Here is a 13,196-nt window from a genome sequence, read left to right as displayed (position 1 = left end):
GCTTGACAGGCGCCCGCTGTCCAACAATCGCTAAGGGGTTCTGAGGCCGTGTATCGGACACACCTCGCCGGCACGCTGAGTGCCGCTGACGTCGACCAGCAAGTCACCCTCGCCGGATGGGTGGCGCGTCGCCGCGATCACGGTGGGGTCGAGTTCGTGGATCTGCGCGACGCCTCGGGCGTCGTCCAGGTCGTCTTCCGCGACTCGGAGGCCGCCGAGGCCGCCCAGAAGCTGCGCAACGAGTACTGCGTGTCCGTCACCGGCACCGTCGCGCGCCGCCCCGAGGGCAACGAGAACCCCGAGCTGCCCACCGGCGAGATCGAGATCAACGCGACGGCCCTGACGGTCCTCTCCGAGGCCGCCCCGCTGCCGTTCCAGGTCGACGACCACGTCGACGTCTCCGAGGACGTGCGCCTGCGCCACCGCTACCTCGACCTGCGCCGCTCCGGCCCGACGCACGCGATCCGCCTGCGCTCCAAGGCCAACCACATCGCCCGCAACCTCCTCGTCGAGGACGGCTTCGTGGAGATCGAGACCCCCACGCTCACCCGCTCCACCCCCGAGGGCGCCCGCGACTTCCTCGTGCCCGTGCGCCTCCAGCCCGGCACCTGGTACGCGCTGCCGCAGTCCCCGCAGCTGTTCAAGCAGCTCCTCATGGTCGGCGGCTTCGAGAAGTACTTCCAGATCGCGCGCTGCTACCGCGACGAGGACTTCCGCGCCGACCGCCAGCCCGAGTTCACTCAGCTCGACATCGAGGCGTCCTTCGTCGACCAGGACGACGTCATCGACCTGGGCGAGCGCATCGTCAAGGCCCTCTGGTCCGAGCTCGCCGACCACGAGATCCAGCTGCCGATCCCGCGCCTCCAGTGGCACGACGCCATGGACCGCTACGGCTCCGACAAGCCCGACCTGCGCTTCGGCCAGGAGCTCGTGGAGCTCACCGGCTACCTGCGCGGCACCGAGTTCCGCGTCTTCGCCGGCGCGATCGACGCGGGCGGCTACGTCGGCGCCGTCGTCATGCCCGGCGGCGCCGCCCAGACCCGCAAGGAGCTCGACGGCTGGCAGGACTGGGCCAAGGCGCGCGGCGCCAAGGGCCTCGCCTACATCACCTTCAACGCCGAGACCGGCGAGCCGAAGGGCCCCGTCGCCAAGAACCTCTCCGAGGAGCACCTCGCCGGGCTCGCCGACGCCGTCGGCGCCAAGGCCGGGGACGCCGTGTTCTTCGCCGCGGGCACCGACCGCCGCGAGGCCCAGGAGCTGCTCGGCGCGGCCCGCCTCGAAGTCGGCCGCCGCACCGGCCTCATCGACCCCGACGCGTGGGCGTTCTGCTGGGTCGTCGACGCGCCCATGTTCGAGCCCACCGACGACGGCGGCTGGACCGCGATCCACCACCCGTTCACCTCGCCGAACCCCGAATGGGTCGGCAAGTTCGAGACCGACCCGGGCAACGCGCTCACCTACGCGTACGACATCGTCTGCAACGGCAACGAGCTCGGCGGCGGGTCCATCCGTATCCACGACGCCGCGGTCCAGTCCCGCGTCTTCGACGTGCTCGGCCTCACCCACGAGGACGCCCGCGAGAAGTTCGGGTTCCTCCTCGACGGCCTCAAGTACGGCGCCCCGCCCCACGGCGGCATCGCCCTGGGCTGGGACCGCGTGTGCGCGATCCTCGCCAAGGCCGACTCGATCCGCGACGTCATCGCGTTCCCGAAGACCGGCGGCGGCTTCGACCCCCTGACCTCGGCCCCGACGCCGATCACGCCCGAGCAGCGCGCAGAGGCCGGGATCGACTACGTTCCGGAGACGGAAGAGGAGGAAGCGGGTACCGACCCCGTTGCCTCTTAGCCCTACGATGTCGTAGTGCGCGGCCCGAGCCGACGGCTCGGGCCGCACTCGTTTTCGGAGTGCCCGGCCGCCCCTCAGCGTTTTCCGAACTGGCAGGAGTCCTTGAGAAGTGGCCGCGGCCCGTTGACGGCTGATATATGTAACATCCGGCCGATGCAGGAGTAAGAGGAGCGGGTTCGACGTGCAGAGCGGGACCTCGGTGGCGGGGCGCTACCGATTGGACGAACGACTGGCCGCGGGCGGCATGGGGGAGGTCTGGAAGGGCACCGACACCCGGCTCGGCCGCACGGTCGCCATCAAGATCTTGCACGCCGGACTCTCCAACAGCGACAAGTTCCGCGCCCGGTTCCAGCTCGAAGCCCGCGCCGTCGCCGCGCTCCAGTCGCCCGGCATCGTCGCGCTCTACGACTACGGCGAGGAGGAGGGCGACGACGGCCTCATCTCCTACCTGGTCATGGAGCTCGTCCGCGGCCGCTCCCTCGCCGAGATCCTCCGCGACCGCGGCCCGCTCCCGCCCGCCGAGGTCATGCAGTTCACCGCCGCCGCGGCCGACGCCCTGGAGACGGCCCACCGCCACGACATCATCCACCGCGACATCAAGCCCGCGAACCTCCTCGTCGACGAGGAGACCGGCGCCGCCAAGATCGTCGACTTCGGCATCTCCGCCGCCCGCGGCGCCTCCGGCCTCACCGAGACCGGCACCGTCATGGGCACCCTCGCGTACGCCTCCCCCGAGCAGCTCAACGGCGCCGAGCTGACCGGCGCCAGCGACCTCTACTCGCTCGGCATCGTCGCCTACGAGGCCCTCATGGGCCGCCCGCCGTTCGTCTCCGACACGCCCGTCGCGGTCATGAACGGCCACATGACCCAGGCCCCGCCGCCCCTGTCCCGCGACATCCCGCCCGGCGTCGCGCAAGTCGTGCTCCAGGCCCTCCAGAAGGACCCCAAGGCCCGCTACGCCTCGGCCGCCGACATGGCCCGCTCCGCCCGCGAAGGACGCGTCGTCACCGGCGGCATCCCCATCGCCGGATCGACCCCGCCCGACGGCCAGCAGACCCAGTACTTCGGCTCCGACCAGACCGCCCTCCTCGGCGGCGCCATGGCCGCGGGCGCCGGCGGCGACACCGCCGCGCAGCCCACGAGCCAGCTCGGCCAGACCGAGGAGAAGAAGAGCGCCACGATGTGGTTCATCATCGCTGGCGTCGTCGCCGCCCTGGCCCTCATCGGCGGCCTGATCTGGTGGATCAACGCGAACAACAACGCCGACAACGGCAACATCTCCGACGACAAGTCCTCTTCGAGCGAGGAGGCGACCTCCGAGAGCGAGTCGCCCTCTGAGGACGACGAGACCACCGAAGAGAGCAACGACGACTGGGACCGGACCACCGACGAGGAGACCTCCGAGTCGCCGAGCGAGGAGCCGACGACCGAGGAGCCCACCACCGAGGAGCCGACCACTGAGGAGCCGACGACGGAGGAGCCCACGACCGAGGGCCCGACGACCGGCGACGAGGAGCCGACCACCGAAGGCGCCACCCAGCAGTAGCAGCCGAACCCTGGGACGGCCCGCGGATCGAATCCGCGGCCCGCTTCCATTTCCCCCTAGTGCAACCGCGCACGCGCGACTGGTCGGGACCCCGGCGCCTGGTCCTCGTCCCTTAAGCTCGGATCAGGAACAGAGATCCCCAATCCCCAGGAGCACACCCATGCACTCCCGTACCAAGATGCGCCTCGTCGGCGCGCTGGCCGTGCCCGCGCTCGGGTTCGGCCTGGTCGCCTGCGGCGACGGCCAGAACGACACCGCCGGCGGGTCTGGCGACACCGACGGCGACAACGCCGCGGCCCTGACCCCGCAGGAAGCCGTTGCGGCCGCCTTCAGCGGCCTGGACAACGACTCGTACAAGATGGAGTCGACGATGACCGTCGACGGCGCCGAGTTCGTCACCATGACGACCACCGTCGAGGGCGACAACGCCGCCGCGTCCGGCGACATCCTCATGAGCGCCATGGCGGAAGCCTCCGGCGAGGAGATCGACCCGAGCATGGCGTCCCTGTTCGGCGACATGCACACCGAGACCATCGTCATCGGCGACACCGCGTACCTCCAGTTCAGCGGCGGCATGTTCGACGGCATGGCCGAGGAGTACGGCGACGACGCCTGGTTCACCATGGACATCACCGAAGGCGAGATGGGCGAGGTGTACTCGCAGTTCGGCGGCATGGACCTCGCCTCGCAGACCGAGACGATCCTCGGCAGCCTGGAGGACGTCGAGGAGACCGGCGACAACACCTTCACCGGCACGCTCGCCGCCGACTCCGAGGCGATGGCCGCGTTCACCGAGGGCGCGTCCGCCACCGACACCGCCGCGATCGAGTCGATCGAGGTCACCGTGGCGCTCGACGACGACGGCCTGCTCAAGTCCATGTCGATGACCCTCCCCGAGACCGAGGGCATGACCATGGAGATGACCTCCGAGGTCGTGGAGGTCGGCGGCACCTACGACATCGCAGCGCCCGCCACCGAGAACCTCGTGCCGTTCGAGGAGTTCGCGGGCGGCTTCATGGGCGGCGGCTTCTAGGCCCCGCCCCGCATCGATCCAGGGCCGCCGCACCGTCCGGTGCGGCGGCCCTGGGGTTTCCGGCCCACACCGGCGCCTCAGTTGTGCGTCCCGCTCATGCGCATGGCTTACGCTGAAGGCGAGATGGACGCACCAGGCCTGTTTGAAATCGCCCAGCCGCAAGAGCCGCAGCAGTCGGGCATCCTCGGCACCGGCGCCGCCACCGGCGACGAGCCGCTCGCGGTGCGCATGCGCCCCCGCGCGCTCGACGAGCTCGTCGGCCAGGACCACCTGCTCGGCGCCGGGTCGCCCCTGCGGCAGGTCGTGGAGGGCCGCCAGCCGCTCTCGGTGATCCTGTGGGGCCCGCCCGGCTCCGGGAAGACCACGATCGCGCACCTCGTCGCCCAGTCCGGCGACCGGCGCTTCCGCGCGATGTCGGCCCTGAACTCCGGCGTCAAGGACGTGCGCGCCGCGATCGACGAGGCCCGCCGCATCCGCCGCACCGGCGGCCCGCAGACGATCCTGTTCATCGACGAGGTCCACCGCTTCACCAAGACCCAGCAGGACTCCCTCCTCGGGGCCGTCGAGGACCGCACCATCACGCTCCTGGCCGCCACCACCGAGAACCCCTACTTCTCCGTGGTCGCGCCGCTGGTCAGCCGCTGCGTGCTCCTGACGCTCCGGGAGCTCGACGGCACCGACGTCGGCGAGCTCGTGGACCGCGCCGTCGCCGACGAGCGCGGCCTGAACGGCGAGGTGACCCTCGAACCGGAGGCCCGCGAGCACCTCGTGCGCACCGCCGCCGGGGACGCCCGCAAGGCCCTGACCGCCCTCGAAGCCGCCGCGCTGTCCGTGGGCGATGACGACGTCATCACCGTCGCGGTCGTGGAGGCCGCGATCGACACGGCCGCGGTCCGCTACGACCGGGACGGCGACGGCCACTACGACGTCGCCTCCGCGTTCATCAAGAGCCTCCGCGGCTCCGACGTCGACGCCGCGATGCACTACCTGGCCCGCATGGTCGTCGCCGGGGAGGACCCGCGGTTCATCGCCCGGCGCCTGGTCATCTTCGCGTCCGAAGACGTCGGCATGGCCGACCCGACCGCGCTCCAGACCGCCACCGCCGCCGCGACCGCGGTCGAGCGCATCGGGATGCCCGAGGCCCGCATCAACCTCGCGCAGGCCGTCGCCCACCTCGCGACCGCCCCCAAGTCCAACGCGGTCATCACCGCGATCGACGAAGCGATTCGCGATGTGCGCCAAGGGAAGATCGGCCCGGTCCCGCCGGACCTGCGCGACGCCCACTACGGCGGCGCGAAGCACCTCGGCCACGGCGCGGCCTACGTCTACCCGCACGCCGACCCGCGCGGCGTGGTCCCGCAGCGGTACGCGCCCGACGTCGTCGCCGGACGCGACTACTACCGGCCCACCCGCCACGGCCTGGAGGCCGAGATCGGGCCGCGCCTGGACAAGCTCCGCCGCATCGTCCGCAAGGCCGACGAGGGCCGGGGCGCCGATGGCGACTGACCGCCCGCCGCGGCCCGGCCGCCTCGCGGCGGCGCTGGAGGGGACCGGGGCCCGGATCGAGCGGCTGCGCATGGGCGTGGTCGCGATCGGCGTCTCCGCGGTCCTGCTCGTGGCCGCGGTCCTGTTCCTCGGCCGCGCCGTCACCGTCGATCCGACCCGCCGCGCCGCCGACGAGCTCGCCGTCCCCGCCTGGGCCGCCGTCAGCGTCGCCGACGAGACGTACGGCTCGCGCTGGTGCCTGGGGGAGTGCCGGGTCCGCATGCGCACCTGGGAGTCCGAGGGCACCGTCGAGGACACCTCGCAGGTGTACTGGGAGGCCGTCCTCAACGCCGGATGGGCCCCGGCCGAGCCCGGGACCTGCGTCGGCGGCATCGGCGAAGAGGGCTGCTACGTGCGCGACGAGCTGTACCTCGAACTGTGGGTCGTCCCCGTCGAGTGCGGCGACCGGTACGAGCTGTGCGTCGGCTCGGAGGTCACCGCCGTCGTCGCCGCCCAGGCGGCCCTCCCGCGCCTGGCAGAGGACCGGCGCGAGCTCGCCGAAGCGGGATAGGCCGGGCCGCGCCCCGTTGCGTCGGATGTCCGATCCCGCAAGGTAAGGTCGTGGCTGCGTCGCTTCTACGCGAGAACCGGGTCAGAATCAACAGCCGCACCGGTCGGCAGACATGCTTCAGCAAGGGGGAAGAGCTGTGCCAGGCGAGACGTTGGCAGTGGAGTTCAACAACGTGGGCGTGTGGGAGATCGCGCTGCTGATCGCCGCGGTCGCTTTCTTCATCTTCAGCCTCATGCTCGCGGTCGGTCTCATCCGAAAGCTCAACGGCACGGTCACCCGCGTCAACGGCATCCTCGACAAGGTCGACCACGAGATCGGCCCGATCCTGCGCAACGCGAACGCGACGCTCGACAACGTGAACGCCTCCCTCGTGCAGGTCGAAGGCGAACTGGAGAAGGTCTCGGCGATCACCGGGAACGCCGCGCACATCTCCTCGAACGTCGCGAACATCACGAGCCTGGTCGTCTCGGCCGTCGGCTCGCCGCTGGTCAAGGCCGCCGCGTTCGGCTTCGGCCTCCGCACGGCCGTGAAGAAGCGCAACCAGGGCTACGACGAGGACCAGGTCCGCCGCATGGTCGAGGCGTCCCGCCAGACCAAGCGCGAGTCGAAGCGGGCCGCGAAGGCCCGTCGCCGCGCAGCGAAATGATGCGGCCGCGCCGCGAAGTAGCAACACTCAGAAAACGGATTGAGGGGTCCCCGTGCTCAAGCGGATGATCTGGGTAGGCATCGGTGTCGTGGTCGGCGTCGTGGTGGTCCGGAAGCTCACGAAGGCCGCGGAGTCGGTCACTCCGGGCGGGGTCGCGGAGCGGATCGGCGATGCCGGTGCTGGAATGAGGGAATCGCTCAAGTCGTTCTGGGCCGACGTCTCCGAGGCCAAGCAGGCCAAGGAGGCCGAGCTCTACGACGCGATCGAGCGCGGCGACGACATCTCGCCGCTGCTCACCGAAGACGAAGAAGAAGACGACGACCGCGCCCTGTACGGCCGGCAGTTCTAGACCTTGAAGGAGGTGCCCCATGGAGACCGCTGAAATCCGACGCCGGTTTCTGAAGTTCTTCGAGTCCAACGGCCATACGGTGGTCCCCAGCGCACCGCTGCCGGCGATCGAGGACCCGAACCTGCTGTTCATCAACGCGGGCATGGTCCAGTTCGTGCCCTACTTCCTCGGCCAGGCGAAGCCCCCGTGGGACACCGCGGCGTCGGTGCAGAAGTGCATCCGCACGCCCGACATCGACGAGGTCGGCAAGACCTCCCGCCACGGCACGTTCTTCCAGATGAACGGCAACTTCTCCTTCGGGGACTACTTCAAGGAGCAGGCGATCCGCTACGCCTGGGACCTGACCACCGGGTCTGTCGAACAAGGCGGCCTGGGACTGGACGGCGACAAGGTCTGGGCCACGGTCTACCTCGACGACGACGAGGCGATCGACATCTGGCACAAGCAGATCGGGCTCCCGCTGGACCGGATCGTGCGCCGCGGCCAGGAAGACAACATGTGGTCCATGGGCATCCCCGGACCCTGCGGCCCCTGCTCCGAGTTGTACTACGACCGCGGGCCCGACTACGGCCCCGAGGGCGGCCCCGAGGTCGACGAGGACCGCTACCTCGAATTCTGGAACCTCGTGTTCATGCAGCAGGAGCGCGGCGCGGGACCCGCCAAGAAGGACTACGAGATCCTCGGCGACCTGCCCAAGAAGAACATCGACACCGGCATGGGCCTGGAGCGCATGGCGTCGATCCTCCAAGGGGTCGACAACATGTACGAGATCGACGAGGTCCGCCCGCTCATCGACAAGGCGTCGGAGCTGACGGGGAAGCGCTACGGCGTCTCCACCTCGCACACCGCCTCCGAGTCGCACCCGGACGACATCCGCTTCCGCGTCATCGCCGACCACGTGCGCTCCGCGCTCATGCTCATCGGCGACGGCGTCGTGCCCTCCAACGAGGGCCGCGGCTACGTGCTGCGCCGCATCATGCGCCGCGCGATCCGCTCCGTGCGCCTCCTCGGCTACGACAAGCCCGCGCTGCCCGAGTTGCTCCCCGTGGCCCGCGACTGCATGAGCAAGTCCTACCCCGAGCTCGCGCAGGACTTCGATCGCATCTCCTCCTACGCGTACGGCGAGGAGGAGGCGTTCCTGAAGACCCTCAAGCACGGCACGACCATCCTCGACACCGCGGTCGCCGAGACCAAGACCGAGGGCGGCAAGACCCTGTCCGGGTCCAAGGCGTTCGAGCTGCACGACACGTACGGCTTCCCGATCGACCTGACCCTGGAGATGGCCGAGGAGCAGGGCCTCTCGGTCGACCAGGACGGCTTCCGGCAGCTCATGACCGAGCAGCGCCAGCGCGCGAAGGCCGACGCCGCCGCGCGCAAGACCGGCCACGCGGACCTGTCCGCGTACTGGCAGCTCCTCCAGGAGCAGGGCCCGACCGACTGGAAGGCCTACGAGGGCCTGGTGACCGAGTCCCGCGTCATCGGCATCCTCTCCGAGGGCAAGCCGGTGCCGGTCGCGAAGTCCGGGCAGATCGTGGAGGTCGTGCTCGACCGGACCCCGTTCTACGCGGAGTCCGGCGGCCAGCACGCCGACGCGGGCAAGCTCACCGGCCCGAGCTTCTTCGGCGAGGTCGTGGACGTGCAGCGGCCCGTCAAGAAGCTCGTGGTCCACCAGGTCCGCGTCCTCGAAGGCGAACTGGTCCTCGACGACCGCGTCGAGGCCGAGGTCGACTCGGAGTGGCGCCTCGGCGCCCGCCAGGCGCACTCGGGCACCCACGTGGTGCACGCGGCCCTGCGCGAGGTGCTCGGCCCGACGGCGCTCCAGTCCGGCTCGTTCAACCGGCCCGGCTACCTGCGCCTGGACTTCTCGTGGCGCTCCAAGCTCTCCGACGAGACCCGCAGCGAGATCGAGGAGGTCTCCAACAAGGCCGTCCGCGACGACCTGCCCGTCTCCGTCAAGTACATGACCCTGCCCGAGGCGAAGGACTTCGGCGCGGTCGCCCTGTTCGGCGAGACCTACGACGAGACCGTCCGCGTCGTCGAGATCGGCGGCCCCTGGTCGCGCGAGCTCTGCGGCGGCACGCACGTGTCCCACTCGGCGCAGATCGGCCCGCTGGTCCTCACCGGCGAGTCCTCGGTCGGGTCCGGGCAGCGGCGCGTCGAGGCCGCCACGGGCATGGAGGCGTACCGCTACCTCGCCCGTGAGCGCGACCTCGTCTCGCAGATCGCCGAGGAACTGGGCGCTCAAAGGGGCGACGTGCTCGAACGGGTCCGCGCGATCCTCCAGCGCTCCAAGGACGCCGAGCGCGAGCTCGCGGGCCTCCAGGCGAAGCTGGTGTCGGGCCGCGCGTCCGAGTTCGCGCAGAACGCGAAGCAGGTCGGGGCCGTGAAGGTCGCCGCGGTCCAGGCGCCCGAGGGCACCAAGGGCGGCGACGTGCGCAACCTCGCGATGCAGATCCGCGGGCACCTGCCCGAGGACCAGCCCGGCGTCGCGGCGGTCGTCGCGACCGCGGGCGGCAAGGCCAGCATCGTCGTCGCGGCGAACGCGGCCGCGAAGGCGCAGCACGTCTCGGCGGCGGCGCTCGTGAAGGCCGCGCTGTCCGGCAAGGGCGGCGGCAACGACGACGTGGCGCAGGGCGGCGGCGTCCCCGCCGACCAGGCCCCGCAGCTCCTGGACGCGGTCGTCCGCGCCATCGCCGCGTAGATGGCAGACGCTTCGAGCGGCCCCGCACCAACCGAGTGGGTGCGGGGCCGCCGTCTCGGCATCGATCTCGGCAAGGCCCGCATCGGGGTCGCCGTGTGCGATCCGGACGGGCTCCTCGCCACTCCCGTCGCGACGGTTCGTCGCGACCTCAAAACCGCTGGTGAGAACATTCCGGCCGATATTCAAGAAATCGCCGAAACGGCACGGGAATACGATGTGGTCGAAATCGTCGTCGGCCTACCGGTTACTCTTTCGGGTGAGGAGGGGCCGGCAGCCGCCCACACCCGAGCCTGGGTGGAGCAGTTCGCCGACCACGTCTCGCCAACGCCGGTGACCCTGACCGACGAGCGCATGACCACCGCCGTCGCCACCCGCCGCCTGAACGAGGGCGGGGTGCGAGGGAAGCGGAAGCGCTCCATCGTCGACCAGGCGGCCGCGGTCGAGATCCTCCAGACATGGTTGGACCGGCGGCGGAGGTAGGGACAAGGATGCTCGGGGACTTCAGGACCGAGGACGAGCGCTCGGCGGCGCCCCGGAGCCACCGCCGCAAGGACTCCGGCAAATCCCTGGTCGCCATGACCCTGGTCGTCGCGCTGTTCGGCGTCCTCGGCGTCGGCGGCTGGTGGGCGTACAACAACATCGTCAAGGACTACTTCGTCGCCGAGGACTTCACCGGCGACGGCAACGGCAACCAGGTGATGATCACCGTCGAGTCCGGGTGGCTCGTCTCGAACATCGCCGACGAGCTCGAAGCGCAGGGGGTCGTGGCCTCCGCGAAGGCGTTCGTCAACGCCTCCGAGGACGACGGCGACTCCGGCACCTCCATCCAGGCGGGCTCCTACGCCATGGAGGAGGAGATGTCCGCCGCGTCCGCGCTGGCGTTCATGACCGACCCGGCGAACCTCACGATGGACCACGTCGTCATCCCCGAGGGCAAGCGGTCCTTCGAGGTCTACGAGATCCTCTCCTCCTATACGGGCGTGCCGATCGCGGACTTCGAGGCCGCGGCGCAGGACCCGGAGGCGCTCGGGGTGGACCCGATCTGGTTCGAGGGCTTCTCGGAGCGGCAGGTGAAGTCCGTGGAGGGCTTCCTGTTCCCGTCGGCGTACGAGTTCGACGAGACGTGGACCGCGGTCGACATGCTCACGGAGATGGTCAAGCGGTTCAACGAGACGATCACCGAGATCGGCTTCCTCGACAAGCTCGCGTCGATCCCGAACCCCGACCCGGACTACGACCCGAGCGCCATGGAGAACCAGACGTTCTACCCGCCGACGAACGGCGAGTTCAAGATCTACCCGTGGATGGCGCTCCAGATCGCGTCCATCGTCCAGTCCGAGTCCGGCATCGCGACCGACGACCCGAAGATCGCCCAGGTCATGTACAACAAGATGTACCTGAACCCGTACGACCACGAGCAGACCAACTGCAACTGCTTCGAGTCCGAAGCCATCTGGAACTACGGGCGCCTGCTCAACGGCGAGGACGCGATCACCTCCGGCGAGGACATCGACTGGGGCGCGGTCATGCGCGACCCCGACAACCCGTGGTCCCCTTCGGCGGTCGAGCACGCCGGGTACCTGCCGAGCGCGATCTCCAACCCCGGCGCGGCCGCCCTCGCGTCGGCGGTCGAACCGGAGGCGGGCGACTGGCTGTTCTTCGTGACCGCCTACGACGACGGCTCGGCGCTGTTCGCCGCGACCTACGAGGAGCACCAGGCGAACATCGAGATCGCCGAGGAGAACGGCATCCAATGATGAAGGCCGCCGTCCTCGGCAAGCCCATCGGGCACTCGCTCTCGCCGGTCATCCACAACGCCGGGTTCGCCGCGGCGGGCCTCGCCGACTGGACCTACACGCGGCACGAGTGCGACGAGTCGGGCCTGGCCGCGTTCGTGGACGGCCTGGACGACTCGTGGGCGGGCCTGTCGCTCACCATGCCGCTCAAGGAGGTCGCGCTCGACGTCGCCGCGGAGGCCACCGCGGTCGCCGAGGCGACCGGCGCGGCCAACACGCTCGTCCTGCGCGGCGGGCGCCGCCTCGCCGACAACACGGACGCGCCCGGGATGGTCGACGCGCTCGCGGAGATCGGCATGAAGGAGGCCGAGGAGGTCGCGGTCCTCGGCGCGGGCGGGTCCGCGCGCGGGGCGCTCGCGGCCGCGCAGCAGCTCGGCGCGTCCTCGGTCACCGTGTACGCGCGGCGCCGCGAGGCCGTGCGCGAGCTCGAACCCGTCGCCGCGCGACTGGGGCTACGCTTGAGGGCCGCCGACTGGGAGGACGCCGCCCGGGCCGGGCGGGCCGACCTCGTCGTCGCGACGGTCCCGAAGGGGGTCACCGACGACCTGCGGCCCGACTGGTCCGCCGACGCCGTCCTGTTCGACATCCTGTACGACCCGTGGCCGACGCCGCTCGCGGCGGGCGCCGAAGCGCAGGGCGTGCGCGTCCTCGACGGTCTCGCGCTCCTGCTCGCGCAGGCGGTGCGCCAGTGGACGCAGTTCACGGGCGTCGCGGACGCCCCGGTGGCGGCGATGCGCCGCGCACTCTACGACGCGGTCCCGTCCCGGACCGAGTGAAGGACCCGACCATGCACGATCACCACGTCTTCCTCTACGACGGCGACTGCGCGTTCTGCACCACGTCGGCGAACTTCCTGGAGAAGCACGTGCGCACGACCGCGCGCGTCGTCCCGTGGCAGTGGACCGACCTGGACGCGCTCGGCGTCACCCAGGAGGAGGCCGAGGCCGCCGTCATGTGGATCGAGGAGCACTTCCAGCGCTCGGGCCCCGACGCGATCGCGGTGCTCCTGCGCCGCGCCCAGTGGTACTGGAAGCCCATCGGGTGGGTCCTGTCGCTCAAGCCCGTGTCGTGGCTCGCGTGGCCGGTGTACCGGCTCATCGCGCGCAACCGGCACCGCCTCCCCGGCGGCACGGCCGCGTGCTCGCTGCCGCAGGCCGAGCGCGACCGCCTCCGCGGGCAGCAGAGCGGCGGCTGACCTCGGCCGCGGCCCCCGTGCCATACTTC

At 70.7% G+C, this 13,196-nt stretch carries 12 protein-coding genes; all 12 read left to right on the top strand.

From position 1 onward, the window contains the following. The first annotated feature begins 48 nt into the window (after nucleotides 1–48). Nucleotides 49–1,845, top strand: coding sequence for an aspartate--tRNA ligase (gene aspS, locus ACFFXY_RS17515; protein WP_382353269.1), 1,797 nt, complete (start codon nucleotides 49–51; stop codon nucleotides 1,843–1,845). Nucleotides 1,846–2,062: 217 nt separating this feature from the next. Beyond that, nucleotides 2,063–3,391, top strand: a complete 1,329-nt coding sequence (locus ACFFXY_RS17510) for a serine/threonine-protein kinase (RefSeq protein WP_382353265.1) — start codon at nucleotides 2,063–2,065, stop codon at nucleotides 3,389–3,391. A gap of 160 nt (nucleotides 3,392–3,551) precedes the next feature. Next, complete coding sequence (locus ACFFXY_RS17505; RefSeq protein ID WP_382353262.1) at nucleotides 3,552–4,424, top strand: hypothetical protein; 873 nt, start codon at nucleotides 3,552–3,554, stop codon at nucleotides 4,422–4,424. Between the two features lie 102 nt (nucleotides 4,425–4,526). Beyond that, nucleotides 4,527–5,930, top strand: coding sequence for a replication-associated recombination protein A (locus ACFFXY_RS17500; RefSeq protein WP_382353259.1), 1,404 nt, complete (start codon nucleotides 4,527–4,529; stop codon nucleotides 5,928–5,930). Then, nucleotides 5,920–6,480 carry a hypothetical protein gene (locus ACFFXY_RS17495; RefSeq protein ID WP_382353256.1) on the top strand — a complete coding sequence of 187 codons (561 nt, stop codon included), beginning with the start codon at nucleotides 5,920–5,922 and terminating at the stop codon, nucleotides 6,478–6,480. The genes ACFFXY_RS17500 and ACFFXY_RS17495 overlap by 11 nt, the downstream gene beginning before the upstream one ends. Before the next feature lie 136 nt (nucleotides 6,481–6,616). After that, on the top strand, nucleotides 6,617–7,126 hold the full coding sequence (locus ACFFXY_RS17490; RefSeq protein ID WP_382353253.1) for a DUF948 domain-containing protein: 510 nt from the start codon (nucleotides 6,617–6,619) through the stop codon (nucleotides 7,124–7,126). 52 nt (nucleotides 7,127–7,178) lie between these two features. After that, nucleotides 7,179–7,475 carry a hypothetical protein gene (locus tag ACFFXY_RS17485; protein ID WP_359954837.1) on the top strand — a complete coding sequence of 99 codons (297 nt, stop codon included), beginning with the start codon at nucleotides 7,179–7,181 and terminating at the stop codon, nucleotides 7,473–7,475. 19 nt (nucleotides 7,476–7,494) lie between these two features. Beyond that, the gene (gene alaS, locus ACFFXY_RS17480) at nucleotides 7,495–10,176 is read left to right on the top strand and encodes an alanine--tRNA ligase (protein WP_382353248.1); all 2,682 of its coding nucleotides are present in this window, start codon (nucleotides 7,495–7,497) and stop codon (nucleotides 10,174–10,176) included. After that, nucleotides 10,177–10,656: a Holliday junction resolvase RuvX gene (gene ruvX / locus ACFFXY_RS17475; RefSeq protein WP_382353244.1), complete on the top strand. Its 480-nt coding sequence runs from the start codon at nucleotides 10,177–10,179 to the stop codon at nucleotides 10,654–10,656. 8 nt (nucleotides 10,657–10,664) lie between these two features. Then, a complete protein-coding gene (locus ACFFXY_RS17470; protein WP_382353241.1) occupies nucleotides 10,665–11,933 on the top strand; it encodes an endolytic transglycosylase MltG in 1,269 nt (422 codons plus the stop codon). Beyond that, entirely contained in the window at nucleotides 11,930–12,748 is an 819-nt protein-coding gene (locus ACFFXY_RS17465) for a shikimate dehydrogenase (RefSeq protein WP_382353238.1), read from the top strand. Before ACFFXY_RS17470 ends, ACFFXY_RS17465 begins: the two co-directional genes overlap by 4 nt. 11 nt (nucleotides 12,749–12,759) lie before the next feature. Continuing rightward, nucleotides 12,760–13,167, top strand: a complete 408-nt coding sequence (locus tag ACFFXY_RS17460; protein WP_382353235.1) for a thiol-disulfide oxidoreductase DCC family protein — start codon at nucleotides 12,760–12,762, stop codon at nucleotides 13,165–13,167. The last annotated feature ends 29 nt before the right edge of the window (nucleotides 13,168–13,196 follow it).

It is taken from the genome of Glycomyces mayteni, assembly GCF_042428885.1.
Taxonomy (GTDB): domain Bacteria; phylum Actinomycetota; class Actinomycetes; order Mycobacteriales; family Micromonosporaceae; genus Glycomyces; species Glycomyces mayteni.
Note: the sequence above shows the minus strand (reverse complement) of the source record. Positions and strands in the feature narration are given on the sequence as shown.